Genomic DNA, 25,832 nt, shown 5'->3' with positions numbered 1-25,832 from the left:
AGGGGACCTGGCAGCATGGCGGGGTGACAGCAGCAACGCACTCCACCCTCTTCCCGCAGGTTCCCGAGACCCCGGACGCCGTGCTCGACGGGCTCGACCCCGAGCAGCGCGAGGTGGCTCTCGCCCTGCACGGACCGGTATGCGTGCTGGCCGGAGCGGGTACGGGCAAGACCCGCGCGATCACCCACCGCATCGCGTACGGGGTGCGCGCGGGCATCCTCCAGCCCGCCACGGTCCTCGCCGTCACGTTCACCAACCGGGCCGCGGGGGAGATGCGCGGCCGGCTCCGCCAGCTCGGCGCGACCGGCGTCCAGGCGCGGACCTTCCACTCGGCGGCGCTCCGGCAGCTCCAGTATTTCTGGCCGAAAGCAGTCGGTGGCGAGCTGCCCCGGCTGCTGGAGCGGAAGGTGCAGCTGGTCGCCGAGGCCGCCGCCCGCTGCGAGCTGCGGCTCGACCGGAGCGAGCTGCGGGACGTCACCGGCGAGATCGAGTGGGCCAAGGTCACCCAGACCGTCCCCGCCGACTATCCGGCCGCCGTCGCCAAGACCCAGCGGGACGCCCCCCGGGACCCGGCGGTGCTCGCCCAGATCTACTCCACGTACGAGCAGCTCAAGCGCGACCGCTCGGTGATCGACTTCGAGGACGTGCTGCTGCTCACCGTCGGCATCCTCCAGGACCGGCACGACATCGCGGACCACGTGCGCGGCCAGTACCAGCACTTCGTCGTCGACGAGTACCAGGACGTCAGCCCGCTCCAGCAGCGGCTGCTCGATCTGTGGGTGGGGGACCGGGACAACCTCTGCGTGGTCGGGGACGCCAGCCAGACGATCTACTCCTTCACCGGGGCCACCCCCGACCACCTGCTGAACTTCCGCACCCGCCACCCCGGGGCGACGGTCGTCAAGCTGGTCCGGGACTACCGCTCCACCCCCCAGGTCGTCCACCTCGCCAACGGGCTGCTGAGCCAGGCCCGGGGCAGGGCCGCCGACCACCGCCTCGAGCTGGTCTCGCAGCGCGACAAGGGCCCCGAGCCGGTCTACGCGGAGTATCCCGACGAGCCCCATGAGGCCGAGGCGACCGCCCGGCGCGTCCGCGACCTGATCGCGGCGGGCGTCCCGGCCGGGGAGATCGCCATCCTCTACCGGGTCAACTCCCAGTCCGAGGTCTACGAACAGGCCCTGGCGGACGCGGGCGTGCCCTACCAGCTGCGCGGCGCCGAGCGGTTCTTCGAGCGCGCGGAGGTACGGGAGGCGGGCACCGCCCTGCGCGGCGCGGCGCGGGCCGGGCGCAACGACTCCCTGCTGGACGGGGCGGAGGACCTGGCCGCCCAGGTGCGGGCGGTGCTCTCCACCAAGGGGTGGACCACCCGCCCGCCCGCCGGGTCGGGGGCCGTGCGCGACCGCTGGGAGTCGCTGGCCGCGCTGGTGCGGCTCGCGGAGGACTTCGAGACGGCGAAGCCCGGGGCGACCCTGACCGACCTGGTGCGCGAGCTGGACGAGCGGGCCGCCGCCCAGCACGCCCCGACGGTCCAGGGCGTCACGCTGGCCTCGCTGCACGCGGCGAAGGGGCTGGAGTGGGACGCGGTGTTCCTGGTCGGCCTGACCGAGGGCATGATGCCGATCGCGTACGCCAAGACCGAGGAGCAGATCGAGGAGGAGCGGCGCCTGCTGTACGTCGGCGTCACCCGCGCCCGCCACCACCTCTCGCTCTCCTGGTCCCTGGCGCGTTCCCCCGGCGGCCGGGCGAGCCGCAGGCCCACCCGGTTCCTCAACGGGCTCCGGCCGGGCTCCACGGCGCCCGGCGCCCGGGGCGGGACGGGAGGCGGCGGCGGGATCGACCGGGGGACCGGCCGCTCCGCAGGGGCCGCCGAGCGGCGGAGCGAGGCCGTCGAGCGCAGGCCCCGGCAGCCGGTGCGGTGCCGGGTCTGCGGCCGCACCCTCACCGACGCGGGCGAGATGAAGCTGATGCGGTGCGAGGAGTGCCCCTCCGACATGGACGAGGCGCTCTACGGCCGGCTGCTCGACTGGAGGGCGGGCCAGGCGGCCCGGCTGAGCCAGCCCGACTACTGCGTCTTCACCGAGAAGACCCTGATGGCCATCGCCGAGGCCGTGCCGTCCACCGAGGGCGAGCTGGTCGTCATCGCCGGCGTCGGGAACCGGAAGCTGACCCGTTTCGGAGCCGATGTTCTGGCCATCTGCGCAGGTGAGACGGTCGGTGAGGGGCCCGAGGAGGGCGCCGGTGAGAGCTGAGAAAAACTCGTCCAGAAAATAGTTTGCGCCCGCACCAGTCGTCACCATAGGTTCTTAACCACGGGAACAGCGACTTCTCTGAAGCCCTGAATCCGTGCTGTACTTATCCGAATACGCGCGACCGGCTCCGGCCGGTCCCCCTAGACGCCGAGAGGAGGCGATTGAAGTGATCAGCATCATCGAAACCCAGAAAATGACCGGTCTTTCGGTCGTCTCCGCCTGCTCGCTCGGCCTCACCCGTTCCTCGGTCGTCTCGCTCCGCGCCACCGGTCTGTCCGGCGTCTCCGCCGTCAGCCCGCTGTCCTTCGCGAGCCTCCCCGTGGTCCGGGAGCGCAATGAGCGACCGATCGAGGCACCGGCGGCAGCAGTAGCGAAGGATGCACAGGCTCAGGCCTATGCCTTTGCGGCAGCCGGTGCCGGAGCCAAGAAGCAGACGCAGCAGCACCACACGATGTGGGCCTTCCGTGGGCCTGAACCCTGGAGCGATCCAGCCTGATCCAGCATCAGGCCGGCGCCTCAGGGCCGCGGAACCCCACTCGGGATCCGCGGCCCTTTTGTTTTGTCCGAACGGACGGGACATGCCCAAGGCGCCTCGGGCCAGCAGTACCAGCCGCCAACCGGCCAACAGGCCGGCACGACCAGACGAGGACACCACCCACCGTGCAACTCGAAGCGCACGCCCCGTCAGTACCGCAGTCCGACTCGATCTCCCCGCCCGGCTCCACGGAGGACTCCACCTTGCTCCCCCTCACCGCGCTCACCGCGCTCGACGACGCCATCGAGAACCTCGGCGTACCCGTCCCCTGCCGCTCGTACGACCCGGAGGTCTTCTTCGCCGAGTCCCCGGCCGACGTCGAGTACGCCAAGTCGCTCTGCCGCACCTGCCCGCTGGTCGAGGCCTGCCTCGCCGGTGCCAAGGAGCGGCGCGAGCCGTGGGGCGTCTGGGGCGGCGAGCTCTTCGTCCAGGGTGTCGTCGTGGCCCGCAAGCGGCCGCGCGGCCGCCCGCGCAAGAACCCGGTCGCAGCGTGATCGCCGACCGCTGCGCCCCCGCCCCCACACGGTGGCCGCGCCTCGGAACCATCGACCGTCCCCAGACTCATGACCCCCGGAATCAGGCACCAATGATCACCCCCACGCAGGAGCCCGTCGGTTCCGCAACCCCGGACGTCACCATCACCGGCGCGAACGACTCGCGTCAGAACAGGACCCGCGAGATGCAACTCATCCCAGAAGCCCTGGCGCGTGCGCATATGCACGACCGCCTGCGGGAGGCCGAGAGCGACCGCCGAGCGGTGCGCCTCGCCGCCGCCCGCAGGATGCAGCGCCGAGCGGAGCGCGCCTCGCTGCGCGCCCGCCGCGCGCTGGCCATGGCCGTCATGCACTGAGAGGCCCCACCTCTCCGCTCCGCGACCGGAGCACGAGCGCTCCGCGACCGGAGCACGAGCGCTCCGCGACCGGAGCACGAGCGCTCCACGACCGGAGCGACACCGCTCCCCACCGGAGCACCGGCGCTCCCTTCCGGAGCACTCGGCCCCTCATCCGGCAACCGCTCTGCCGGGTGAAGAGCCACCACCCCACCCCGGGGCCGTCCGAGTCAGGGCGGCCCCGCGGTGCGTTGTGGTGCCGAGGATCCGCCGCGGGGATATCGTCACGACGTGGACGAGGACACGCATCCCCCCGAAGAACCGGCCACCGGACCCGTGGTCTGCGCCCGCTGCGGCACCGCCGCCGAGGGCGGTACGCCCCCGCTGACCTGGCTCTCCTCCATGGAGGACGGCCGGCTCCTCCACTTCTGCGAGAGCTGCGCCCGCCTCCACATCAGAGCGATCGAGAGCCGCCTCGACTCCCTCTGGTGGTGACCGCCTACGCGTCGCCCCCCGGGACCGGCTCCGGCTCTGGCTCCTCGCTTTCCGACCCTGCCCCGGCCTCCTTGGCCTCCCCGGCTTCCTCGCTCTCCTCGTCCTCCGCCACGAACCCCGGCAGCCACGCTTCGAGTTCGTCCCGCAGCCGGACCGCCGCACCCAGCTGGCACAGGACCCCGATCGTGCTGAGCGTGACCCGGTGTATCAGGAGGTAGGACGGCGGGAGGTTCAGCTGCCTGCCCAACTGGTGCGCGGGGGAGCGAGGATCGGCGATCCGGGCCGCCTGGTCCCGCAGCCAGCCCCGGGAGAAGGTGAACTCCTCCACCTGCGCGGGCTCGATGATCGGGAGCAGATAGTCGAGGACCTCGTCCGGCTCCAGGTCGATCGACTCCTTGACGAACCCCTCGTCCCGCAGCCGCCCGTACACCCCGGCCGCGTCGCCCTCCAGCGTCATCCGCAGGGACTCTCCGATGGTCCCCGGCAACCCGCCCGGCAGCCGGTCGACCGTCCCGAAGTCCAGCACCCCCAACCGCCAGTCCCCGGCAGCCCCGACGGCCCCGCCCTCCTCCGAGCCGTCCGTACCGCCGGAACCGTCCGGGTCGGGCGAGGCCTCCGGACCGTCCACCTCGTGCGGCGCGTCCGCGTCGCCCGGGGCATCCACCGGAGGCAGCAGCCGGAAGTTGCCCGGGTGCGGGTCGGCGTGCAGGAGGCCGGTGCGGGCCGGGCCCGAGAAGAGGAAGCGCGCCAGCAGCTGACCGGCCCGGTCCCGCTGCTCCGGCGTACCGTCCGCGATCACGTCGGCCAGCGGGATCCCGTCCATCCACTCCGTCACCAGCACCTGGTCGGACTGGTGCACCACACCCGGGATCACCACATCGGGATCGTCCGCGAACTCCTCCGCGTGCTCCCGCTGGGACTGCGCCTCCAACTCGTAGTCCAGCTCCTCCGACACCCGCTCGCGCATCTCCTTGATGAGCGGCTTGATGTCCATGCCGGGCACCAGCGGGCCGAGCAGCCGGGCGAAGCGGCTGAGCTGGGCGAGGTCCGAGAGCAGCGCCTCGCCCGCACCCGGATACTGCACCTTCACGGCCACCTCACGGCCGTCGTGCCACACCCCCCGGTGGACCTGCCCGATGGAGGCGGCGGCCGACGGCTTGTCCTCGAACTCCAGGAAGTACTCCCGCCAGTCCTCGCCGATCCGCTCGGCCAGCACCGCATGGACCGTCCCGGCGGGCAGGGGCGGTGCGGCCTCCTGCAACTTGGTCAGCGCGGCCCGGTAGGGGCCCGCGATCTCCTCCGGCAGGGCCGACTCGAAGACGGAGAGGGCCTGGCCCAGCTTCATGGCCCCGCCCTTCAGCTCGCCCAGGGTCCTGAACAGCTGCTCGGCCGTGCGCTGCTGCACCTCGCGGGCGACCAGCTCGGCGGACCTGCCGCCGATCCGCTTGCCCAGACCCCAGGTGGCACGGCCGGCGAAGCCGAGCGGCAGCGCGGCCAGCTTGGCGGTACGCGTAACCGCCTTCCGGGGAAGATCAGACATGTGCCCCTCCAGTTCCCAGACTGCCGTGCCGCCCGGTCCTCCGGCATCACCCGTCGGCTGCGGTCACCCGGCCATTGTGTCCTGCGCCGGACGGTCCCCGGAGGCCCCCGCCCCCCGGCGGCGCTCGGCCGCTCCGCAACTGCAGTCGACATGCGGGCCGATCCGCTCGCTCCGCCACTCCAGCAGGGGCAGCGCCGCCTCCCAGCGCACCCCGGTGCTGGCCGGCAACTCCCCGTCCAGGAAAGCCAGGGCATGGGCCGCCGCGAGACCGGCGACCGCCGTGGCCAGCCCCAGATCGCAGGCGGGCACCGCCGCACCCCGCCGCCCCGAACGCCACTGCGCCAGCATCCGGGGCCACTGCGAATCCCGGTCCGCGCGGTGCAGCTCCAGACACCCCGCGCACCCCGTGCCGCCCGGGAGCACGAGTGGCCCGACCACCCCCGTCGCCTCGATCACCCCCGCATAGAGATGAGGGGTGCCGGACGCGATCCAGGGGGAGGCGGTGTCAGGCACCGGCGCGTACACCGAGAGCCCGTCCCGGGGCGCGACGACGATCAGTGACAGACCGGGCGGCGCGCCCGCCGCGCCCCGCTCCTCCCCGCCCGCCCTGGGCGCCGGCCCCGGGGCGGCCCGGCGGACGAGCCGACGGGCCGCCACATCGCGCCGTTCCCCCACGGCCTCGGGCGGAAGCCCGGCCGGTGCCACGTCCCCCGGCTCCGCCCGGCCCCCGTCCAGCACCTCCACATGGCCCACCCCCGAGCCGGACAGCACCGCCGCGATCGACGCCCCGACCCGCCCCGCGCCCCGCACCTGGACCCGCATAGCCCGCCGGGCCGCCATCCGGCGCAGCCCCTCACCCGGCCCGGGATGCACGACGGAGAGCGAGGCCACATCGGGACGTTGGCGCTCCATCACCTCGGCCCGGTGGCGCAGGATCTCCGCCTGCGGCCCGACGGCCCGGGGATCGTCGAGCAGCCCCGCCTCCGCCAGCCGCCTTACCAGGACGTTCACATGACGGTCCGACAGGTCCAGGGCCCGGGCCTCCTCGCGCAGCAGCGGCAGCCCGCGCGTCCCGTCGAGCAGCTCCAGGAAGCTGCCCGTCGCGATGTCCACCGGACCCAGCGTCACCGCGTGCGCGGGGGTCACCCCGAACTGCACGGTGTTCCGTCCGCGCCATGCCCGGCGCAGTGCGGGCTTCAGCATCGGATGCAGGACTTCTCCCCCGAGACGCACGGCTCTCCCCCGATCGGTTGCGTGACCGCGTGCCCGGGAGGTCCCCGGCCGCGTCGAGCCATGGCCAGCATGCTCCCCGGCGACGGAGCGTGCGCGGAGTTATCCACAGGCAGGGGTTATTAGTCATTCAAATGGGGGGGGCATGTGGCAGGCATGGTGCGGGTCACGGAGCGAACACGGTGCGCGACCTGGGGCGGACATGGTGCGCGTCCTGGAAGGGAGTGGAGGGGATCGGTGGTGAACGGACCCGGAGGCGGGACTTCCCCCACGGGCAGCGGGTAACGTCGAGGCGTGCCCGCAGACCCGTCACCCGGCGTCGTCGGGGAGACCCCCGCGCGCAGCGCCGTGAGCCAGCAGCCCGATACGGCCACCCGTGCGCCCCGCGCCTCGGTGGCCGGCGCGGTCGAGGTCCGCAGGAGCACCCGGCGCAGGAAATCCGTCTCCGCGTACCGGGAGGGCGGCCGCACGATCGTGCTCATCCCCGCCCGGATGTCGGAGGCGGAGGAGCGGCGCTGGGTGGGCGTGATGCTCGACAAGCTCGCGGCCCAGGAGAGCAAGCGGGTCCTCGGGGACACCGAGCTGACGGAGCGGGCCGAGCGGCTGTCCGCCCAGTTCTTCGACGGCAGGGCCCGGCCCGCCTCGGTGCGCTGGGTGACCAACCAGAACACCCGCTGGGGCTCGTGCACCCCCGCCGAGGGCAGCATCCGGCTCTCGCACCGGCTCCAGGGCATGCCGGAGTACGTCGTCGACTACGTACTCCTCCATGAGCTGGCCCATCTGCTCGTCCCCGGCCACGGCCCGGATTTCTGGCGGCTGCTGGAGGCGTACCCGCGCACCGAGCGGGCCCGCGGCTACCTCGAAGGAGTGGTGGCCGCCGATCAGCTGCCTCAGCCGCCGACCGCACCCGAGGAGTGAGCCCGGAGGGCCGCGTCCGGTGGTTCTGTACCGGGTGTGTACCGGCTTGGCCGGATGTCGCGGTTTGCGGTTAGCCTGACGCGACGCATTCACCTTCGGGATGGGGGACGGTCGTTACGTATGGCCAGGGAATTCCAACGAGGCCACAAGGCCAAGCTCAGTGATCTCACACCGGGGACAGATCTGTACGTAGGTGTGCAGATCGCCGCCCCTGGACTGACCTTCGACATCAGCTGCTTCGGTCTGGACGCCAACGAGCAGCTCTCGGACGACCGGTACTTCATCTTCTTCAATCAGCCGAAATCACCCGAGGAGTCGATTCAGCTCCTCGGCGCGCAGTCCGGCGACACCGAGTCCTTCCGCGTCACGCTCGACCGCATCCCGGCCGCCATCCAGAAGCTCTCCTTCACCGCGACGATCGACGGTCCCGGACAGATGTCCCAGGTCGGCCCCGGGTACATCCGGATCGTCGCCGGTGGCGAAGAGGTGGTCCGGTACGCCTTCACCGGCTCGGAGTTCACCACCGAGCGCGCGGTGATGCTCGGTGACTTCTACCTGAAGGACGTCTGGCGCTTCGCCGCCGTCGGCCAGGGCTTCGACGGCGGCCTCGAAGCGCTCCTGAAGAACTTCGGCGGCGAGGTCGCCGAGGAGGAAGAGGCCCCGGCGGCCCCGCAGGCGGCCCCCGGGTTCGCCCCGCCGGCCCAGGCCACCGCGCCCCCGGCCTTCGCGGCCCCGCCCGCACCCCAGGCCCCGCAGCCCGCACCGTCCTTCGGCGCCCCGCCCGCACCCGCCCCCGCACCGCAGCAGCCGATGCACGCGGCGCCCACCATCGCGGCGCCGCTCACCCCACAGGCGCCCCCGGCCCCGGCCCCGTACGGCCAGCCCGGCCACCAGCCTCCCCAGCCCCCGCAGCCGCAGCTCGGCCAGGTCCCGGGGCAGATCCCGGGCCAGCACCCCGGTCAGCCCGCCCCGCCCGCGCCCACGCCGCCCTACGGCCAGCCCGCCCCGGCCCCGTACGGCCAGCCCGCTCCCTTCGGGCAGCATCCCCCCGGCGCGCCCCAAGGTGTGCCGCAGGGCCTTCCGGCGGCCGGTGCCGGGCTGCACGCGGCCCTCCAGCTTTACAAGGAGACCGCCACCGGGCAGCGCTGGACCCCGCAGAACCAGCAGCTCATGCGGGTCGACCTGACCATGGGCGGCGCCGGGGTGCTGGCCCGCCAGGGCAGCATGGTGATGTACCAGGGCAAGGTGGACTTCGGCTACAAGGGCGCCGGATTCGTCGGCCGGGTCGTCGGCAACGCCACCGGCCAGGAGATGCAGCTGATGCGGTGTACCGGCCGCGGCCAGGTCTTCCTCGCCGAGGAAGGCTCGTATCTGCACCCGATCGAGCTGCAGGGCGACGCCATCTGCGTCTCCGCCGAGAGCGTCCTCGCCTTCGACGAGTCCCTCCAGTACGAGGTGCGCCGGGTCGAGGGGCACGGCATCCCCGGCGGCGCCCTGTTCACCATGCAGTTCCAGGGCACCGGCACCGTGGTCATCAAGACCCATGGCACCCCGGTCGTCCTGCCGGTCACCCCCACCACGTTCGCCGACTGCAACGCGGTGGTGGCCTGGTCGGCCGCCTCCCAGGTGATCGTATCCAGCCAGGTCCGGCTGCGCCGCAACGCGTACCCGGGGCACAGCGGCGAGACCGTGAACCTCCAGTTCCGGGGAGCGCCCGGCAACTTCATCGTCGTCCAGCCCTACGAGGTCTGAGGGAGCCCGTCATGAACCAGCAACTCGCGGGCTACGCCCCGACCCCCGTCACGGCCCGTATGGAGAACCACGGTTCGGCCATGCTCAAGGTCGCCATGGCCTCGGGACAGGACCTCTACGCGCGCACCGGCTCGATGGTGGCGTACGAGGGGTTCATCCAGTACGAGCCCAATCCGCCCGCCGCCCGGCAGGTCGCCTCCCAGTGGATCACCGGCGAGGGCGCACCCGTCATGAAGTGCTCCGGCGACGGGCTGCTCTACCTCGCCGACTACGGCGCCGACGTGGTCGTCCTCAACCTGAACAACGAGTCCATCTCGGTCAACGGCACCAACCTCCTCGCCTTCGACGCCCACCTCACCTGGGGCGTCGAGCGGGTCAAGGGAATGGCCAAGTTCGCCGGACAGGGCCTGTGGAACGTCGCCGTCCAGGGCACCGGATGGGTCGCCATCACCTCCCGGGGCACCCCGATCGTCGTCGACTGCGGACGCGGCGAGGACGAGACGTACGTCGACCCGGACGCGCTCGTCGCCTGGTCCACCAACCTCAAGGTCAAGGGGAAGCGCAGCTTCAAGGCCGGGGCCCTGATCGGCCGCGGCAGCGGCGAGGCGTACCAGATGGCCTTCTCCGGGGAGGGCATCGTCGTCGTCCAGCCGAGCGAGGACAGTACGGACCGCCTGCGGGTCCGGAACTGAGGGGAGGGAACACCATGCAGAGTCCGCTTTTCAACCACACCGAGCAGCAGTCCCAGGACCGGTACACGATCCAGAACCCGCAGCTCCTGCGGGTGGCGCTCACCGGGCAGGACGACATCCTCGCCCGCAAGGGCGCCATGGTCGCCTACCAGGGGCTGATGGACTTCGACGGCGAGTACCAGTCGCAGAACCAGCGCCGGGCCCGCGCCCACACCGGTGAGGGCCTGGACCTGATGCGCGTCTCCGGCCAGGGGACCGTCTACTTCGCCAACCTCGCCCAGTACATCCACGTCGTGGACGTCGACCGCGAGGGGATGACCGTCGACAGCGCCTACGTCCTCGCGCTCGACTCCTCGCTGCACACCGAGGTCATCGCGGTGGACAGCCAGTACGGGATCTCCGGCAGCGGCAAGTACCAGCTCAACATCACCGGTACCGGCAAGGTCGCCCTCATGACCTCCGGCCAGCCCCTGATGATGCAGGTCACGCCCGACAAGTACGTCAACGTGGACGCCGACGCCATCGTGGCCTGGTCCAGCGCCCTGCGGGTGCAGATGCAGGCCCAGACGCACTCCAGCGGCGTCTTCCGGCGCCGGGGCAACACCGGCGAGGGGTGGGAGCTGAGCTTCCTCGGGCAGGGCTTCGCCCTGGTCCAGCCGAGCGAGGTCATGCCCCCGCAGAACGCCCAGATCGGCCAGGGCGCCCGCGCGCAGTTCGGCATGGGCCAGCACGGCGCCCACGGCCAGAACCAGAACAACGCCTGGAACTGACCGGCACCGGCACATGGGTAAGGGGCGGCCTCCAGAGAGGCCGCCCCTTACCCATGTCTACCTGCTACAGCCGTGCGCGCGTCGCTTCCAGCAGCCGTACGACGGAGGCGTCGGCCACCGAGGCCACCTCCTCGTAGCCGAACCAGCGCAGCTCAAGCGACTCCTCGCTGATCCGCTCCGCAGCCCCGGCCGGGGCCAGCGCCGCGTACTGCACGTCCAGGTGCCAGTGGCACGGCGACGGAATGGGATGCCGGTCCAGCCGGACCGGGCCGCCCGGCAGCAGGGTGAGCCCCGTGATGCCGGACTCCTCCGTCGCCTCCCGGAGCGCCGCCGCCTCCAGCGTCGCGTCCAGCTCCTCGCAGTGCCCGCCCATCTGGAGCCACATCCGCAGCTTGCGGTGCAGGGTGAGCAGCACCTTCTCCCGCTCGGGGTCGATCACCAGGGCGCTGGCCGTCAGATGCCCGGCCCCGCACGCCTTCCACATGCCGTCGGCGTGGAGCGCCAGATGGTCCAGATAGGCCTGGCGCAGCTCCGCCTGGTCAGCACCTGCCTCGCCCCCAGGGGCGTAACCCTTCAGTACGAGGGTGGCGTCGTCGTGCAGCGTCACCGGTCGCGGCCGTCCTTGCCGTTCTCCGTGCCGCCCTCGTCGCCCTTGTCCTCGGCGCTCTCGCCGCCCTCGACGGTCTTGTCGCCCCCGGTGGACTTCTGCGGACCCTTCGCCGCCTCGCCGAGCATCTTGTCCAGCTCGGAGAAGTCCGCCTGCTCGTGGTGGACGAAGCCGTCCGGGTCGTCCAGGTCGTGGGCGGTCGGCAGCATGTCCGGGTGCGCCCACAGCGCGTCGCGGCCCTCCAGCCCCCGGGCGTCGGTGAGCGAGGCCCACAGCCGCGAGGCGTCCCGCAGTCGGCGCGGGCGCAGCTGGAGGCCGATGAGCGTGGCGAACGTCTGCTCGGCCGGACCACCGGAGGCACGGCGCCGGCGCATGGTCTCGCGCAGCGCGTCCGAGGAGGTCAGCCGGGACTTCGCGGCCTCGTGGACCACGGCGTCCACCCAGCCCTCGACGAGCGCGAGAGCCGTCTCCAGCCGGGCCAGGGACGCCTTCTGCTCGGGCGTGTCCTCGGGCTGGAACATGCCCTGCTGAAGGGCGTCCTGCAGCTGCTCGGGGTGCGAGGGGTCGAACTGCCCGACCACGTCCTCCAGCTTGCCGGTGTCGACCTTGATGCCCCGCGCGTACGACTCGACCGCGCCGAACAGGTGCGAGCGCAGCCACGGCACATGGGCGAAGAGCCGCTGGTGGGCGGCCTCGCGCAGGGCCAGATAGAGCCGTACCTCGTCCTGCGGGACGCTGAGGTCCTTGCCGAACTGCGCCACGTTCAGCGGGAGGAGCGCGGCCTTGCCCGCCGGGCCCAGCGGCAGCCCGATGTCCGTGGAGCCGACCACCTCACCGGCCAGCACCCCCACGGCCTGCCCGATCTGCTGGCCGAACATGGCGCCGCCCATCGACCGCATCATGCCGATCAGCGGGCCCGCCATGGCCTGCATCTCCTCGGGCAGCACATCGCCCATCGCCGCGCCCACCCGCTCGGCCACCGGGTCGACCAGCTGCTGCCAGGCCGGCAGCGACGCCTCGACCCACTCCGCGCGGCTCCACGCCACGGTGGAGACCGAACCGGAGGGCAGCGACGTCACCCCGTCCAGCCAGAGGTCGGCCAGCCGCAGCGCCTCGTCGACCGCCGTCCGCTCGGCCGGGCCGACGCTCGCGTCCTTGGTGCCGTCCGAGGTGCCCTGCGAGACGGTCTGGCGGGCGATCTGCTTGGCCATGTCCCAGTTCACGGGACCGCCCTCGTAGCTCAGCATCTGGCCGAGCTGCTGGAAGGCCGCGCCGAGATCGTTCGGATTCATCGAGCCGAACATTGCGGCGAACGGGTTGTCGCCGCCCGCTCCCGGCCCGAAACCGAACGGGTTCCCCGGCCCGCCCGCGCTCTGCCCACCTTCGGTGGGGTCCTTCTTCTTGCCCTTGTCGCCGTCGTCCGGCTCCTCCGGCGGAAGGCCGAATCCGAATGGGGTGTCACTCACGGGTTTCCTCGGCTCCTAGGGCCGTCGGCTCGAACCGACGGCGACTGCCCGACATCACCATCCAGCGTAGACACCACGCCCGCTTCGGGCCTCAGTGCTCCGCCGACTCGCGGCCTGCGGCAGGATGGACGCCACCTGGTACGTACGCGTCATTCGGGTACGTACTGAAGACAACCGCTGGAGACGCCCGGTGAGTTCCCCAGATCCGCAGGTTCGCGCAGCGCGAAACCTGACCGACCCCTCGCCCGAAAGCACGCCCGAGAAGAAACGCCCCAGGAGCCGGGGCCCCGTCGTCGCGGTCACCGGTGCCGCGACCGGCGTCGGTGAGCTGCTGACCGCCCACCTCGCCGCGTCCGACGAGATCAAGCAGGTCATCGCGATCGACGAGCGGCGCGGCGAGGTCTCCGAGGCGACCTGGCACATCCTGGACGTCCGCGACCCGGCCATCGCCGAGAAGCTGCGCGGCGCGGACGTCGTCGTCCACCTGGCGCTCGACCTCGACCTGGAGACCGACCCCGCCGCCCGTACCGCGTACAACGTGCGGGGCACCCAGACCGTGCTCACCGCCGCGGCCGCCGCCGGGGTCCACCGGGTCGTGCTGTGCACCTCCGCGATGGTCTACGGAGCGCTCGCGGACAACGACGTGCCGCTCTCCGAGGACGCCGAGCTGCGCGCCACCGCCGAGGCCACCGGCGTCGGTGACCTCCTGGAGATCGAGCGGCTCGGCCGCCGCGCGCCGCGCGCCCACCCCGGGCTCAACGTCACCGTCGTCCGCCCCACCGTCCTGGTCGGCGGCACCGACACCGCCCTGACCCGCTACTTCGAGTCACCGCGTCTCCTGGTGGTCGCCGGTTCCCGTCCCACCTGGCAGTTCTGCCACGTCGAGGACCTGGTGACGGCCCTGGAGTACGCGGCCCTGGGGAGGATCGACGGGGAGTTCGCGGTCGGCTGCGACGGCTGGCTCGAACAGGAGGAGGTCGAGGAGCTGAGCGGCGTACGCCGGATGGAGCTGCCCTCCGCCGTCGCCCTGGGAGCGGCCGCCCGGCTGCACCGCATCGGGCTCACCCCGTCCCCGGCCGGCGACCTCGCGTACACGATGCACCCTTGGGTGGTCAGCGTGAGCCGGCTGCACGACGCCGGGTGGCGCCCGAAGTGGACCAACGAGGAGGTGCTCGGCGCGCTCCTGGAGGAGGTCGAGGGGCGCCACACGGTCGCCGGACGCAGGCTCGGCCGCAAGGACGCCACCGCCGTCTCCGCCACGGCCGCCGGGGCCACCGTTGCCCTGCTGGGTACGGCCGCCCTCGTCCGCCGCGCCCGCAAGGCCCGCCGCCGCATCTGACACACTCCTGTCCCGGGGCGCCCCCGGCCTCCTGTAGGAGGCTCCAACGCGGCCAGGTGTCCGCCGGTCGAACAGGCAATTCCGTGTTGTCGGTGCCGTACGGCACGATGGGGGCATGGCACGTACCCAGGACCACCCCGGCGAGCAGGCGGCCGCGGATCCCATCCGGCTGCTGGCGATCCGGGAGAGCGCGCTCTCCGTCGACGAGGTCTTCCGTGCCGTCGGGGACGACGCCGCGGGCGGCATCGCCCTCTTCGTCGGCACCGTGCGCAACCACGACGGCGGTCAGGACGTCGGTGCGCTCGGCTACTCCTGCCACCCCTCCGCCGAGGACGAGCTGCGCCGAGTGGCGGAGAAGGTCGTGGCCGACTTCCCGGTCCGCGGCCTCGCCGCCGTCCACCGGGTGGGTGAACTGGAGGTGGGCGATCTGGCGGTGGTCGTCGCCGTCGCCTGCCCGCACCGCGCGGAGGCCTTCGCCGCCTGCCGCAAGCTCATCGACGACCTCAAGCACGAGGTTCCGATCTGGAAACACCAGCGATTCTCCGACGGTACGGAGGAGTGGGTCGGCGCCTGCTGAGCGCAAACCGGACCGGGGCGCATCAGCCCCGATTTGCGTAACCGCACCCCTGCCGTGAGCGTTGGTCTTCCGGATCGTTAATCTGCAGATCGATCATTCGATCGCTCATGGGGTAGGGAGGTCGTGATGGCGGCACTCGCTTGGCTGTTGATTCCACTTTTCGCTGCTGTCGGTGGTGCGATATGGGCGAGCTGGGCTGCTCGCAACCGCACGACCGGCGATGTCACCGAACTCGCCGGGTACGCCAGATTCCGTGACGCGATGGAGAAATCGCACTCCGGTTCCGGAGCACTCTGAGGCCGTCGAAGCCGCGTGACCACCTGTCCGCCGCGCTCCGGCCGCTCCCCGGACGGACCGGCCCCGACGGTGGACCTACGGGCCCTTCCCGTACTGTCGTTCCATGCCACGCCGCACCGCGACGATGCTCGCCTCCACCCTCATCCTCATCGCGCTGTTCTGCGCAGGCCTGCTGATCAAAGTGCCGTATTCGGAGATGTCTCCCGGACCGACGGTGAACACGCTGGGCGAGGCGCGTGGCGAACCGGTCCTGCGGATCGCCGGCCGCAAGACCTACCCGACCTCCGGGCACCTCAACATGACGACGGTCCGGGTCACCGGCGCGGACTACCGGATGAACCTGGGCCAGGCGGTCTGGGGCTGGCTGGCCCACGACAGCGTCGTCGTCCCGCACGACACCCTCTACCCGGACGGCAAGACCGAGGAGCAGTCGACCCAGGAGAACGCCGAGGAGTTCAGCCAGTCCCAGGAGAGCGCCAAGGTCGCCGCCCTGAAGGAGCTGAACATCCCGGTCGCCACCCAGGTCGTGGTCTCCACCGTGGTCAAGGACAGCCCCGCCGAGGGCAAGCTGCACGCGGGTGACGTGATCAAGGCCGTCGACGGCACCGCGGTCGAGGAGCCCGGCGACGTCGCCGAGCTGGTCACCAAGCACCAGCCCGGCGAGGACGTCACCTTCACCATCGTCCCGGCGAAGGAGGCGGCCGCCGCCGAGAAGGCCGGCCGGGCCCCCGAGGGCAGCCGGAAGATCACCATCACCACGGAGAAGGCGCCCGCCGCGGAGAAGGGCGGCAAGGACCGGGCCATCGTCGGGATCAGGGCCGGGACGGACCACACCTTCCCGTTCGAGATCGACATCAAGCTCGCGGACGTCGGTGGCCCCAGCGCCGGACTGATGTTCTCCCTGGGCATCATCGACAAGCTCACCCCGGGCGATCTGACCGGCGGCAAGTTCGTCGCCGGGACCGGAACCATCGACGACGCGGGCAAGGTCGGCCCGATCGGCGGGATCACCATGAAGCTGGTCGGGGCCCGGGACGCGGGCGCCCGCTACTTCCTCACCCCCGACGAGAACTGCGCCGCGGCCGCCGCCGACATCCCGGACGGGCTGACCCTCGTCCGGGTCAAGTCCCTCGACGACGCCCGGAAGTCGCTGGAGCGGATCAGCGCCGGGAAGACCGACGGACTGCCGAACTGCTCGACGAGCTGACGGCCCGGCCCGGCCCGGCGGACCGGCCTGCCGCGCCCGACGCGGCCCCCGTATGCGGCGGCACGGACCGACCCGTCCGCGCCCGGCACACACCGACCCGTTCGCGCCCCGCCCGGTCCTTGTGGCCGGGCGGGGCGGAAGCGCGACGGTCCGTCAGGACTCGAACGTCGCCGCGAGGGCCTCGGCAAGCCCCGGCACCAGCCCGGCGCCGGTCAGCACCTCGGTGGGGGAGTCCTTCTCGCGCAGCCGTACGGCGGACTCGCGTGCCCCGTCCCGCAGCACGGCCACGGTCATCCGCACCTCCTGCCGGTCCGGGTGCCTGGCCACCCACTGGGTGAGCTGCTTGTCGCTGAGACCTTCCGGTACGGAGGCCTCCGCGGACGGCGGCAGCATCAGCCGCTCCACGGTCATGGCGCAGCCGACCACGGCGTCGGGCCAGGCAATGGTGCCGAGGAACTCGTCCAGCGCCTTGCCGGCGGGCAGCTCCTCCTGCTCGATCGGGGTGAGGGCGGCGGCCGGGGCGGAGGTGTCGTCCAGCCCGAGCTGGTCGGCCAGACCGGGCTCCTGGGCCCGCAGCCGGGCGGTGTCGACCAGGGCGAACAGCCGGGCGGGCTGGTCCCAGCCGAGGGTGGAGGCGTAGGCGTCGATTTCGAGGACGGCGACGGTTAGCGGGCTCGCGGCCATCGGGGGTCCTGCGGGGGAAACGTTGGGCATGGGCAATATCCTGCCTCCTTCGGCCCCGGTATCGGGAACTAGGTAAAGCTTCAGTAAGTTGCATAGGTGGGCTCTGCTACCGCCGGGCCCCGCTCCAGACGACCCGCGAACTTCGAGGTGCGCACGTTGGCTTTCCAGATGCCGGACCGCGGCGGAGGCCCCACGGGGCCACGGATCAGTGTCGGCCGCCCGTCCCGGCGCGTCCGCACCCTGCTCATGACCCTGGGGGTCCTGGCGGTTCTCGCCATGGCCTTCATCATGTTCGCCGGGTTCTGGACGGACTGGCTCTGGTACCGGTCGGTCAAGTACTCCTCCGTCTTCACCACCACCCTGTGGACCAAGATCGGACTGTTCCTCGTCTTCGGACTGCTGATGGCCCTGGCCATCGGGGTGAACATCTGGCTCGCGCACCGGCTCCGGCCGCCGCTGAGCGCGATGTCGCTGGAGCAGCAGAGCCTGGACCGCTACCGGATGAGCGTCGCCCCCTTCAAGAAGTGGGTGCTGCTCGCCGTCACCGCGCTCGTCGGACTGATCGCCGGAGCCTCCGCCTCCGGCCAGTGGCGCACCTGGCTGATGTACGTCAACGGGGTGCCCTTCGGCACGAAGGACCCCCAGTTCCAGCTCGACGTCGCCTTCTACGCCTTCGACCTGCCGTTCTACCGCTTCCTGCTGGGCTTCGGCTTCGCGGCGACCGTGCTCTCGCTGATCGCCGCCGCCCTGACCCACTACCTGTACGGCGGGCTGCGCATCACCAGCCCCGGCGCCCGCGCCACCGGTGCGGCCACGGGTCATCTCTCGGTGCTGCTCGGCATCTTCGTCTCGCTGAAGGCCGTGGCCTACTGGCTCGACCGGTACGGTCTCGCGGTGAAGTCCAGTGACTTCAAGGCCGCGGAGAACTGGACGGGTCTGCGGTACGTCGACGCCAACGCCTACCTCCCGGCGAAGACCATCCTGTTCTGCATCGCCGTGATCTGCGCCGTGCTCTTCTTCGCGACGCTGTGGCGCCGCACCTGGCAGCTGCCGGTCATCGGCTTCGGTCTGATGGTGCTCTCGGCGATCCTGATCGGCGGGCTCTACCCGGCGATCGTGCAGAAGTTCCAGGTCCAGCCGAACGAGCAGGCCAAGGAAGCCCCCTTCATCCAGAAGAACATCGACGCCACCCGCGATGCGTACGACATCGACAAGGCGCAGATGGAGGACTATTCGGGCCAGGCCACCACGACCGACGACGCCAAGCTGCGTGCCGCCGCCAACACGGCCGCCAGCTACCGCGTGATGGACCCCAACGTGGTCTCCCCGGCCTTCCAGCAGCTCCAGCAGCGGAGGAACTACTACCAGTTCCCCAAGACGCTCGACGTCGACCGCTACAAGGGCGAGGACGGCAAGGAGCAGGACACGGTCATCGGTCTGCGTGAGCTGAACATCCAGGGCCTGCCCAAGCGGAACTGGATCAACGACCACTTCACGTACACCCACGGCTACGGCGCCATCGCGGCCCGCGGCACCACCACCGGCAAGAACCCCACCGGTTCCCCGGACTTCACCGAGTCCGGTCTGCCGTCCACCGGTGAGTTCGGGGAGTACGAGCAGCGGATCTACTACGGCGAGAAGACCGAGCAGTACTCCATCGTCGGCGGCCCCCAGAAGGAGCTGGACTACGAGGAGGACGGCGAGAAGACCACCAGCTACAAGGGCGACAGCGGGGTCAGCCTCTCCAACACCTTCAACCGTGCGGCGTACGCGGTCTCCTTCAGCGAGCCGCAGATCCTGTATTCGGGAGCCATCGGTGAGGGCTCGCGGATCCTGTACAACCGCACGCCCAAGGAGCGCGTCGAGGCCGTCGCCCCCTGGCTGACGATCGACGGCGACGCCTACCCGGCGGTCGTCGACGGCCGGATCCAGTGGATCGTGGACGCCTACACCACGACCAACGGCTATCCGTACGCGTCCCGGACGACGCTCGGCGACACCACGGCCGACTCGCTGACCACCAACCAGCGCGCGGTCGTCGCCCAGCAGAACCAGGTCAACTACATCCGCAACTCGGTGAAGGCCACCGTCGACGCGTACGACGGCAAGGTCAAGCTCTACGAGTGGGACACCAAGGACCCGGTCCTCAAGACCTGGCGCAAGGCGTTCCCGGGCACGGTGGAGGCCCGCTCGAAGATCCCGCAGTCGCTCATGGACCACCTGCGCTACCCGCAGGACCTCTTCAAGGTCCAGCGTGAGCTGCTGACCCGCTACCACGTCGAGGACCCCGCGCAGTTCTACAGCGGCTCCGACGCATGGCAGGTGCCGGCCGACCCGACCACCAAGGAGTCGGGCTCCGTTCCGCCGTACTACCTGTCCATGAAGATGCCGGGCCAGGACCAGCAGGCGTTCTCGCTGACCACCACGTTCACCCCGAGGGGGCGCCCGAACCTCGGTGCCTTCATGGCGGTGAACGCGGACGCGGCCAGCAAGGACTACGGCACGATGAGACTGCTCCGGGTCACCTCCACGGTGAAGGGCCCGGGCCAGGTACAGAGTGAGCTGAACGGTAACGACGACGTCGCCGAGTTCGTGAGGAACCTCAAGGGCACGGACTCCGACATCGACTACGGCAACCTGCTGACGGTGCCGCTCGAAGGCGGCTTCCTCTACATCGAGCCCGTCTACACGCGCGGTGGCAACCAGAACTACCCGCTGCTGCGCAAGGTGGCCGCCTCGTTCGGCTCGAAGATCGTCTTCGAGAACAACCTGGGAGACGCGCTCAACGCGGTCTTCGGGGTCGACGGCGATACGGACCCGACCCCCGATCCCAGTGAGCCGCCGGGCGACACCACCAAGCCCCCGGCCACCGGCACCGAAGCGCTGAAGAAGGCCATCGCGGACGCCCAGAAGGCGTACGAGGACGGCGAGACGGCGCTGAAGGAGCAGGACTGGCCGGCTTACGGCAAGGCGCAGGACGCCCTCCAGGAAGCCCTGGAGCGGGCGGCCAAGGCCCAGCCCACGGGCGGGTCCGAGGGCGAGAAGGCGGACGCCCCGGAGAAGGACGGAGCCGACCCGGCCAAGAAGCCCGATGAGGGCGAGGGCGCGAAGAAGCCCGAGGGCGAGGCGGCGAAGCCGGAGGACAGCGGCGGCGACCAGGGCACCTGAGAAAGCCCCACCCCGCGTCGTGATACGGTTTGAACACAACGACGCGGGGTGGAGCAGCTCGGTAGCTCGCTGGGCTCATAACCCAGAGGTCGCAGGTTCAAATCCTGTCCCCGCTACTGCATGACGAAGGCCCGGATCTCAAGGGATCCGGGCCTTCGTCATGTCCTCGTGTCTTTTCTGTTCCGTGGGCGTGAAGTGCGGTTCGCTGGGCACCAGTTGGGTCCCGACGTGTTTGACTTGTCTCTCTGTGGGCATGTCGACAAAACGCTGAAGTGACCTCACTGGCCGCGATATACCAGGTGTACGCGGGTTACAGGTGGTGCGACGATGGTATTTATGGGGGACAGGGCAACTCTGTTGGAGACAGGGCGGTTTGTGCAGCGGCGCGGCCAGGAGACGGACGAGATGGCAGACGCGGCCTTCGCCGCTGTCATCGCCGGGGCGGCCGGAGCGGACGAGACCACCGGGACGGTGGGACACGTGGACGCGGATGCCATGCACACCGCCGCCGTCACGGGCGTGACCACCCCGGGCGCGGCCGACTCCGGCGTGCCCGCCCCGGACGAGGACACCACGGACGCCGTCGACGCGGCGGACAGCGCCGAGGCGGAGGCCCGCCACCGCCGGGCGGCCGAGGCTGGGGACACCGCGTCCATGAGCGTGCTGGGCGCCCTGCTGCTGCGCCGCGGTGACCTGGACGGCGCCGAGACCTACCTCCGCGCCGCCACCGCCGACGGTGACCGGGCCGCCGCCAACAACTTGGGCGTCCTGCTCCACCAGCGGGGCTACCCGGACGAGGCCGCCGGCTGGTGGCGAGTGGCCGCCGTGGCCGGTTCGGCCGCCGCCGCGCACGCGCTCGGCCGCCACTTCCGCGAGCGCGGTGACGAGCCCGGCGCCGAGTACTGGCTGCGCCAGTCCGCCGAGCAGGGCCACGCGCTGGGTGCCTACGCGCTCGCGGACCTCCTGGAGCACCGTGGCGACATCGGTGCCGAGCGCTGGCTGCGCGCCGCCGCCGAGCAGGGCCACCGGGAGGCCGCCTACCGGCTGGCCCGCACCCTGGAGCGCAACGCCGTCGAGGACCCGCACGACGCCTTCGGCCTGGGCCGGGCGGCGGCCGGCACCCCCCGGACCGCCCCGGGCCTCGCCCTGCCCGGCGACCCGGCCACCCCGGCGGCCCCGACGACGGCCGCGGCGAGCACCGGATCGACGAGCACGACGGGCGGCCGGGCGACCGGATCCAAGGCGACCGGATCCAAGGTGACGGGCACCAAGGGCGGCGACGGCCCCGTGGCCGGTCCGGCGGCGGGCCGCGTCGGCGAGGCCGAGCAGTGGTACCGCCGCGCCGCCGCCCGGGGCCACCGCCGCGCTGCCCTCCACCTCGGCGCGATCCTGGAGCAGCGCGGCGAGCTGAAGGAGGCGGGCCGCTGGTATCTCACCGCCGCCAAGGAGGGCGAGGCCCGCGCCGCCTGCGCGCTCGGCTTCCTGCTGCGGGACGCGGGCGACGAGGAGAGCGCCGCCGTCTGGTGGCTGCGCGCCGCCCAGGACGGCGACGGCAACGCGGCCAACGCGCTGGGCGCCCTGCACGCGGCGCGGGGCGAGCAGCAGACCGCCGAGCGCTGGTACCGCGCCGCCATGGACGCCGGTGACGTCAACGGGGCGTACAACCTCGGGCTGCTCTGCGCCGCCCAGGACCGTATCCCGCAGGCCGAGCAGTGGTACCGCCGCGCCGCCTACGCGGGTCACCGCGAGGCCGCCAACGCGCTCGCCGTCCTGCTCCTCCAGGCCGGGGACCACACCGGCGCCGAGCCCTGGTTCTCCAAGGCGGCCGAGGCGGGCAGCGTGGACGCCGCCTTCAACCTCGGCATCCTGCACGCCGGACGCGACGAGGACCGTACGGCCCTGGGTTGGTACCAGCGGGCGGCGGCGGCCGGGCACACCGACGCGGCCCTCCAGGTCGGCATGGCCCTGCTGCGCGACGGCGAGGACCAGGAGGCCGAGCGCCATCTGCGCTGCGCTGCGGGCGGCGGCAGCGCCGAGGCGGCGTTCCGGCTGGCCGGGGTGCTCGACGCCCGCCAGCCGCCGCCGGGCCCGCCCGCGCTGGGCGAGCCGATGCCGGCCAAGACCGAGTGCGAGGAGTGGTACGAGCGGGCCGCCCAGCAGGGCCACCGCCGCGCCCAGGTCCGGGTCGGCATGCTCGCCGCCGCCCGAGGGGACGTGGAGAGCGCCGCTCACTGGTACCGGGAGGCCGCCGAGGCGGGCAGCCGCAACGGCGCCTTCAACCTGGGGCTGCTCCTGGCCCGCGAGGGCAGCGAGCGCGAGGCCGCCCTGTGGTGGAGCCGCGCCGCCAACGCCGGTCACGGGCGGGCCGCGCTGCGCCTGGCGCTCCTCGCCGCCCGCCGGGGCGAGCTGACCGAGGGGCAGCGCTGGTGCGCGCGGGCCGTGGAGCTGGGCCCGGCCGAGGTCGCCGAGCGCGCGGCCCGGCTGCGCGACGCCCTGCACCAGGAGCTGACCGCGTAACGCCCGGGGCGCCCCCCGGGGCCTACGGCCCCAGCCGTCGGCCCCCGGCCCTCGGGCACCAGCTCCCCGACCCTCCAGCCCTCCAGCCCCGGGGGGCCGGAGTGAAGGAATTTGCGCAGGCCGACCCGCTGACGTAATGTTGCATTCACCGACGCGGGGTGGAGCAGCTCGGTAGCTCGCTGGGCTCATAACCCAGAGGTCGCAGGTTCAAATCCTGTCCCCGCTACTGAAGACGAAGGCCCGGATCTCGATCAGAGATCCGGGCCTTCGTCATGTTCCGGCTCTCCGCCATGCAAGGAAGCGCACAAAAGACCGGGCCCGCCTGTCGAATCGTTCCAACAGGCGGGCCCGGCTCACATCACATTCGTCAGGGGGTCCCGGCGCAGCTCGGACAGAGCCCTCGGTACGTCACCTCGACGCCGGAGACCGTGAAGCCGTACCGCTCCTCGGCGGGCAGGTCGGCCAGCGGGTTGCCCGCCGGGTGCACATCGCGGATGGCGCCGCACTGTCCGCAGATCAGGTGGTGGTGCGGGCGGTGCGCGTTCGGGTCGTACCGCTTCGCCCGGCGGTCGGTGGAGACCTCCAGCACCTCACCGAGGGACACCATCTCGCCGAGGGTGTTGTAGACGGTGGCGCGCGAGATCTCGGGCAGCTTGTCGACGGCCCTCGCGTGGACCTCGTCGGCAGTCAGGTGCACGTGGTCCCCGTCGAGGACCTCGGCCACGACACGCCGCTGCGCCGTCATGCGCCAGCCACGTCCACGGAGTCGTTCCAGCAGGTCGCTCATGCAGCCCAGCCTAACAGTGGGGGGACCGAGTCCCGATCGGGTGTGACTTTGGATGCTCGCTTGACTTAGACAATGTCCATTGTAGGATCGTGATCGGCATTAGCCAAGGGACAGGGCTGTACAGAGAACAGAACGCTGTGCAGGAACGCGACGCAGGAGGCGCACGTGACGCAGGGACCGCTCACCACCGAGGCCGGGGCGCCGGTCGCCGACAACCAGAACAGCGAGACCGCGGGCGTCGGCGGTCCGGTTCTCGTCCAGGACCAGGCGCTGCTGGAGAAGCTCGCCCACTTCAACCGGGAGCGCATCCCGGAGCGCGTCGTGCACGCCCGCGGCGCCGGCGCGTACGGCACCTTCACCGTGACCCGCGACGTGACGCAGTGGACCCGCGCGAAGTTCCTCTCCGAGGTCGGCAAGGAGACCGAGACGTTCCTGCGCTTCTCCACGGTCGCGGGCAACCTCGGTGCCGCCGACGCCGTGCGCGACCCGCGCGGTTTCGCGCTGAAGTTCTACACCGAGGAGGGCAACTACGACCTCGTCGGCAACAACACCCCGGTGTTCTTCATCAAGGACGCCATCAAGTTCCCCGACTTCATCCACACCCAGAAGCGCGACCCGTACACCGGCTCGCAGGAGGCGGACAACGTCTGGGACTTCTGGGGGCTCTCGCCCGAGTCGACGCACCAGGTGACCTGGCTCTTCGGTGACCGCGGCATCCCGGCGACCCTGCGCCACATGAACGGGTACGGCTCGCACACCTTCCAGTGGAACAACGAGGCCGGCGAGGTCTTCTGGGTCAAGTACCACTTCAAGACCGACCAGGGCATCAAGAACCTCACCCAGGCCGAGGCCAACAAGCTCGCCGGTGAGGACCCCGACAGCCACCAGCGCGATCTGCGCGAGGCGATCGAGCGCGGCGACTTCCCGTCCTGGACGGTGCAGGTCCAGATCATGCCCGCGGCGGACGCGGCGACGTACCGCTTCAACCCGTTCGACCTCACCAAGGTGTGGCCGCACGCGGACTACCCGCCGATCGAGATCGGCAAGCTGGAGCTGAACCGCAACCCGGAGAACATCTTCGCCGAGGTCGAGCAGTCGATCTTCAGCCCCGCGCACTTCGTGCCGGGCATCGGCCCGTCCCCGGACAAGATGCTCCAGGGCCGTCTCTTCGCGTACGGCGACGCCCACCGCTACCGGGTCGGCATCAACGCCGACCACCTGCCGGTGAACCGCCCGCACGCCACCGAGGCGCGCACCAACAGCCGGGACGGCTTCCTCTACGACGGCCGGCACAAGGGCGCCAAGAACTACGAGCCGAACAGCTTCGGCGGCCCCTTCCAGACCGACCGCCCGCTCTGGCAGCCGCTGCCGGTCACCGGCACCACCGGCAACACCGAGGCCCCCGGCCACGCCGAGGACAGCGACTTCGTGCAGGCGGGCGACCTCTACCGGCTGATGTCGGAAGACGAGAAGGCCCGGCTCATCGAGAACCTCTCCGGGTTCATCGCCAAGGTCTCGCGCGACGAGATCGCCGAGCGCGCGATCGACAACTTCCGCCAGGCGGACGGTGACTTCGGCAAGCGACTGGAAGCCGCGGTCCAGGCCCTCCGCGGCTGACCTGGACGCTTGCCGTCGACGGTGGGCCGGCTCCCCTCACGGGGGTCCGGCCCACCGGGCTTTCCTACGCCGACCCGGCCGCCGCCACCGTACGGCGACGGGTGGGCGCCCAGCAGCGGATGATGTCGCGCACCGACACGATGCCCACCGGCCCGGTGTCGTCCAGCACGATCAGATGCCGGAACCCGCCGTGCGTCATGGCTTCCGCTGCCTCCTCCAGGGTCCAGGCCGGGGCGGCGAACACCACGTCGGTGGTGGTGTGGGCGGAGGCGGTCTCCAGGTCGGGGTCCTGGCCCGAGCCGACCGCGTCGAGTATGTCGCGCTCGGTGATGATCCCGAGCCCGCAGGTGTCCGGGTCGTGGACGACGGCGGCCCCGATGCGGCGGGCCGACATCAGCCGGGCGGCCTGGCGGAGCGTGTGGTTGGGGCCGATGGTGAGGACCACCGTGCTCATGGCGTCACGGACGAGCATGGAACGAGCCACCTCCTCGGAGCGCCGACTCTGTGAGTCGATTCACAAGTTCACAAGTGGGGGGACTCTCAGAGTGGCACCCTT

Annotated in this window: 22 protein-coding genes and 2 tRNA genes; 17 read left to right on the top strand and 7 right to left on the bottom strand. The window is 71.6% G+C overall.

Going from position 1 to position 25,832, the window contains the following annotated elements; translation table 11 throughout:
* Positions 1–23 precede the first annotated feature (23 nt).
* From DJ476_RS10255 to DJ476_RS10235, 5 genes are all read left to right on the top strand, one after another.
* Complete coding sequence (locus DJ476_RS10255; protein ID WP_103419767.1) at positions 24–2,249, top strand: ATP-dependent DNA helicase UvrD2; 2,226 nt, start codon at positions 24–26, stop codon at positions 2,247–2,249.
* 166 nt (positions 2,250–2,415) lie between these two features.
* Positions 2,416–2,745: a hypothetical protein gene (locus tag DJ476_RS10250; RefSeq protein WP_070205050.1), complete on the top strand. Its 330-nt coding sequence runs from the start codon at positions 2,416–2,418 to the stop codon at positions 2,743–2,745.
* 164 nt (positions 2,746–2,909) lie between these two features.
* Positions 2,910–3,278 (top strand): WhiB family transcriptional regulator, encoded by a 369-nt coding sequence (locus DJ476_RS10245; protein WP_015611216.1) that lies wholly within the window; start codon positions 2,910–2,912, stop codon positions 3,276–3,278.
* 92 nt (positions 3,279–3,370) lie between these two features.
* Positions 3,371–3,634: a hypothetical protein gene (locus tag DJ476_RS10240; RefSeq protein ID WP_018489134.1), complete on the top strand. Its 264-nt coding sequence runs from the start codon at positions 3,371–3,373 to the stop codon at positions 3,632–3,634.
* Positions 3,635–3,904: 270 nt separating this feature from the next.
* Positions 3,905–4,108 (top strand): hypothetical protein, encoded by a 204-nt coding sequence (locus tag DJ476_RS10235; protein ID WP_053559478.1) that lies wholly within the window; start codon positions 3,905–3,907, stop codon positions 4,106–4,108.
* 4 nt (positions 4,109–4,112) lie between these two features.
* Here the strand turns inward: DJ476_RS10235 and DJ476_RS10230 are convergent, their stop codons facing one another.
* A complete protein-coding gene (locus DJ476_RS10230) occupies positions 4,113–5,648 on the bottom strand; it encodes an ABC1 kinase family protein (protein ID WP_112490351.1) in 1,536 nt (511 codons plus the stop codon).
* Positions 5,649–5,711: 63 nt separating this feature from the next.
* Positions 5,712–6,860, bottom strand: a complete 1,149-nt coding sequence (locus DJ476_RS10225; RefSeq protein WP_103419810.1) for a ThiF family adenylyltransferase — start codon at positions 6,858–6,860, stop codon at positions 5,712–5,714.
* Positions 6,861–7,172: 312 nt separating this feature from the next.
* Between DJ476_RS10225 and DJ476_RS10220 the strand changes: the two genes are divergently transcribed.
* The 4 genes from DJ476_RS10220 to DJ476_RS10205 all read left to right on the top strand — a co-directional run bounded on the left by DJ476_RS10220 (position 7,173) and on the right by DJ476_RS10205 (position 11,010).
* On the top strand, positions 7,173–7,796 hold the full coding sequence (locus DJ476_RS10220) for a M48 metallopeptidase family protein (protein ID WP_103419765.1): 624 nt from the start codon (positions 7,173–7,175) through the stop codon (positions 7,794–7,796).
* Between the two features lie 120 nt (positions 7,797–7,916).
* A complete protein-coding gene (locus DJ476_RS10215; RefSeq protein ID WP_103419764.1) occupies positions 7,917–9,548 on the top strand; it encodes a TerD family protein in 1,632 nt (543 codons plus the stop codon).
* Between the two features lie 11 nt (positions 9,549–9,559).
* On the top strand, positions 9,560–10,240 hold the full coding sequence (locus DJ476_RS10210) for an AIM24 family protein (protein WP_053559474.1): 681 nt from the start codon (positions 9,560–9,562) through the stop codon (positions 10,238–10,240).
* A 14-nt stretch (positions 10,241–10,254) separates the two neighbouring features.
* Positions 10,255–11,010 (top strand): AIM24 family protein, encoded by a 756-nt coding sequence (locus DJ476_RS10205; protein ID WP_070205046.1) that lies wholly within the window; start codon positions 10,255–10,257, stop codon positions 11,008–11,010.
* Between the two features lie 64 nt (positions 11,011–11,074).
* Here DJ476_RS10205 and DJ476_RS10200 read toward each other — a convergent pair whose 3' ends face one another.
* Together DJ476_RS10200 and DJ476_RS10195 are read right to left on the bottom strand one after the other, a co-directional pair.
* Positions 11,075–11,617, bottom strand: coding sequence for an NUDIX hydrolase (locus tag DJ476_RS10200; protein WP_112490350.1), 543 nt, complete (start codon positions 11,615–11,617; stop codon positions 11,075–11,077).
* Positions 11,614–13,083, bottom strand: a complete 1,470-nt coding sequence (locus DJ476_RS10195) for a zinc-dependent metalloprotease (protein WP_103419762.1) — start codon at positions 13,081–13,083, stop codon at positions 11,614–11,616. The genes DJ476_RS10200 and DJ476_RS10195 overlap by 4 nt, the downstream gene beginning before the upstream one ends.
* Before the next feature lie 190 nt (positions 13,084–13,273).
* On the opposite strand from DJ476_RS10195, the gene DJ476_RS10190 reads away from it, so the two are divergent.
* The 3 genes from DJ476_RS10190 to DJ476_RS10180 all read left to right on the top strand — a co-directional run bounded on the left by DJ476_RS10190 (position 13,274) and on the right by DJ476_RS10180 (position 16,503).
* The gene (locus DJ476_RS10190; RefSeq protein ID WP_053559472.1) at positions 13,274–14,422 is read left to right on the top strand and encodes an SDR family oxidoreductase; all 1,149 of its coding nucleotides are present in this window, start codon (positions 13,274–13,276) and stop codon (positions 14,420–14,422) included.
* A 115-nt stretch (positions 14,423–14,537) separates the two neighbouring features.
* The gene (locus tag DJ476_RS10185) at positions 14,538–14,999 is read left to right on the top strand and encodes a molybdenum cofactor biosynthesis protein MoaE (protein WP_019765113.1); all 462 of its coding nucleotides are present in this window, start codon (positions 14,538–14,540) and stop codon (positions 14,997–14,999) included.
* Positions 15,000–15,399: 400 nt separating this feature from the next.
* A complete protein-coding gene (locus DJ476_RS10180; RefSeq protein ID WP_112490349.1) occupies positions 15,400–16,503 on the top strand; it encodes a YlbL family protein in 1,104 nt (367 codons plus the stop codon).
* A gap of 153 nt (positions 16,504–16,656) precedes the next feature.
* Here DJ476_RS10180 and DJ476_RS10175 read toward each other — a convergent pair whose 3' ends face one another.
* A complete protein-coding gene (locus DJ476_RS10175; protein WP_241565688.1) occupies positions 16,657–17,217 on the bottom strand; it encodes a PPA1309 family protein in 561 nt (186 codons plus the stop codon).
* Positions 17,218–17,355: 138 nt separating this feature from the next.
* Here DJ476_RS10175 and DJ476_RS10170 point away from each other — a divergent pair, with 138 nt between their 5' ends.
* The 4 genes from DJ476_RS10170 to DJ476_RS10155 all read left to right on the top strand — a co-directional run bounded on the left by DJ476_RS10170 (position 17,356) and on the right by DJ476_RS10155 (position 23,098).
* Positions 17,356–20,355, top strand: a complete 3,000-nt coding sequence (locus tag DJ476_RS10170; RefSeq protein ID WP_112490348.1) for a UPF0182 family membrane protein — start codon at positions 17,356–17,358, stop codon at positions 20,353–20,355.
* 42 nt (positions 20,356–20,397) lie between these two features.
* Positions 20,398–20,471: transfer RNA gene (locus DJ476_RS10165), tRNA-Met, on the top strand.
* A gap of 211 nt (positions 20,472–20,682) precedes the next feature.
* Positions 20,683–22,872 (top strand): tetratricopeptide repeat protein, encoded by a 2,190-nt coding sequence (locus DJ476_RS10160; RefSeq protein ID WP_103419758.1) that lies wholly within the window; start codon positions 20,683–20,685, stop codon positions 22,870–22,872.
* A 152-nt stretch (positions 22,873–23,024) separates the two neighbouring features.
* Positions 23,025–23,098 (top strand) — tRNA-Met (locus DJ476_RS10155).
* A gap of 141 nt (positions 23,099–23,239) precedes the next feature.
* Here the strand turns inward: DJ476_RS10155 and DJ476_RS10150 are convergent.
* A complete protein-coding gene (locus DJ476_RS10150) occupies positions 23,240–23,659 on the bottom strand; it encodes a Fur family transcriptional regulator (RefSeq protein WP_029395467.1) in 420 nt (139 codons plus the stop codon).
* A 165-nt stretch (positions 23,660–23,824) separates the two neighbouring features.
* Between DJ476_RS10150 and DJ476_RS10145 the strand changes: the two genes are divergently transcribed.
* On the top strand, positions 23,825–25,276 hold the full coding sequence (locus DJ476_RS10145) for a catalase (RefSeq protein ID WP_112490347.1): 1,452 nt from the start codon (positions 23,825–23,827) through the stop codon (positions 25,274–25,276).
* 64 nt (positions 25,277–25,340) lie between these two features.
* On the opposite strand, the gene DJ476_RS10140 is transcribed toward DJ476_RS10145, so the two are convergent.
* Positions 25,341–25,748 carry a CBS domain-containing protein gene (locus tag DJ476_RS10140; RefSeq protein WP_112490346.1) on the bottom strand — a complete coding sequence of 136 codons (408 nt, stop codon included), beginning with the start codon at positions 25,746–25,748 and terminating at the stop codon, positions 25,341–25,343.
* Between the last annotated feature and the right edge of the window lie 84 nt (positions 25,749–25,832).

It is taken from the genome of Streptomyces bacillaris, from assembly GCF_003268675.1.
GTDB lineage: Bacteria > Actinomycetota > Actinomycetes > Streptomycetales > Streptomycetaceae > Streptomyces > Streptomyces bacillaris.
Note: the sequence above shows the minus strand (reverse complement) of the source record. Positions and strands in the feature narration are given on the sequence as shown.

Coding starts and splice junctions, on each gene's coding strand:
- DJ476_RS10240 (WP_018489134.1), top strand. CDS start 3,371: ATGATCACCCCCACGCAGGAGCCCGTCGGTTCCGCAACCCCGGACGTC.
- DJ476_RS10230 (WP_112490351.1), bottom strand. CDS start 5,648: ATGTCTGATCTTCCCCGGAAGGCGGTTACGCGTACCGCCAAGCTGGCC.
- DJ476_RS10215 (WP_103419764.1), top strand. CDS start 7,917: ATGGCCAGGGAATTCCAACGAGGCCACAAGGCCAAGCTCAGTGATCTC.
- DJ476_RS10210 (WP_053559474.1), top strand. CDS start 9,560: ATGAACCAGCAACTCGCGGGCTACGCCCCGACCCCCGTCACGGCCCGT.
- DJ476_RS10205 (WP_070205046.1), top strand. CDS start 10,255: ATGCAGAGTCCGCTTTTCAACCACACCGAGCAGCAGTCCCAGGACCGG.
- DJ476_RS10185 (WP_019765113.1), top strand. CDS start 14,538: ATGGCACGTACCCAGGACCACCCCGGCGAGCAGGCGGCCGCGGATCCC.
- DJ476_RS10180 (WP_112490349.1), top strand. CDS start 15,400: ATGCCACGCCGCACCGCGACGATGCTCGCCTCCACCCTCATCCTCATC.
- DJ476_RS10175 (WP_241565688.1), bottom strand. CDS start 17,217: ATGCCCAACGTTTCCCCCGCAGGACCCCCGATGGCCGCGAGCCCGCTA.
- DJ476_RS10170 (WP_112490348.1), top strand. CDS start 17,356: ATGCCGGACCGCGGCGGAGGCCCCACGGGGCCACGGATCAGTGTCGGC.
- DJ476_RS10160 (WP_103419758.1), top strand. CDS start 20,683: ATGGTATTTATGGGGGACAGGGCAACTCTGTTGGAGACAGGGCGGTTT.
- DJ476_RS10150 (WP_029395467.1), bottom strand. CDS start 23,659: ATGAGCGACCTGCTGGAACGACTCCGTGGACGTGGCTGGCGCATGACG.
- DJ476_RS10140 (WP_112490346.1), bottom strand. CDS start 25,748: ATGCTCGTCCGTGACGCCATGAGCACGGTGGTCCTCACCATCGGCCCC.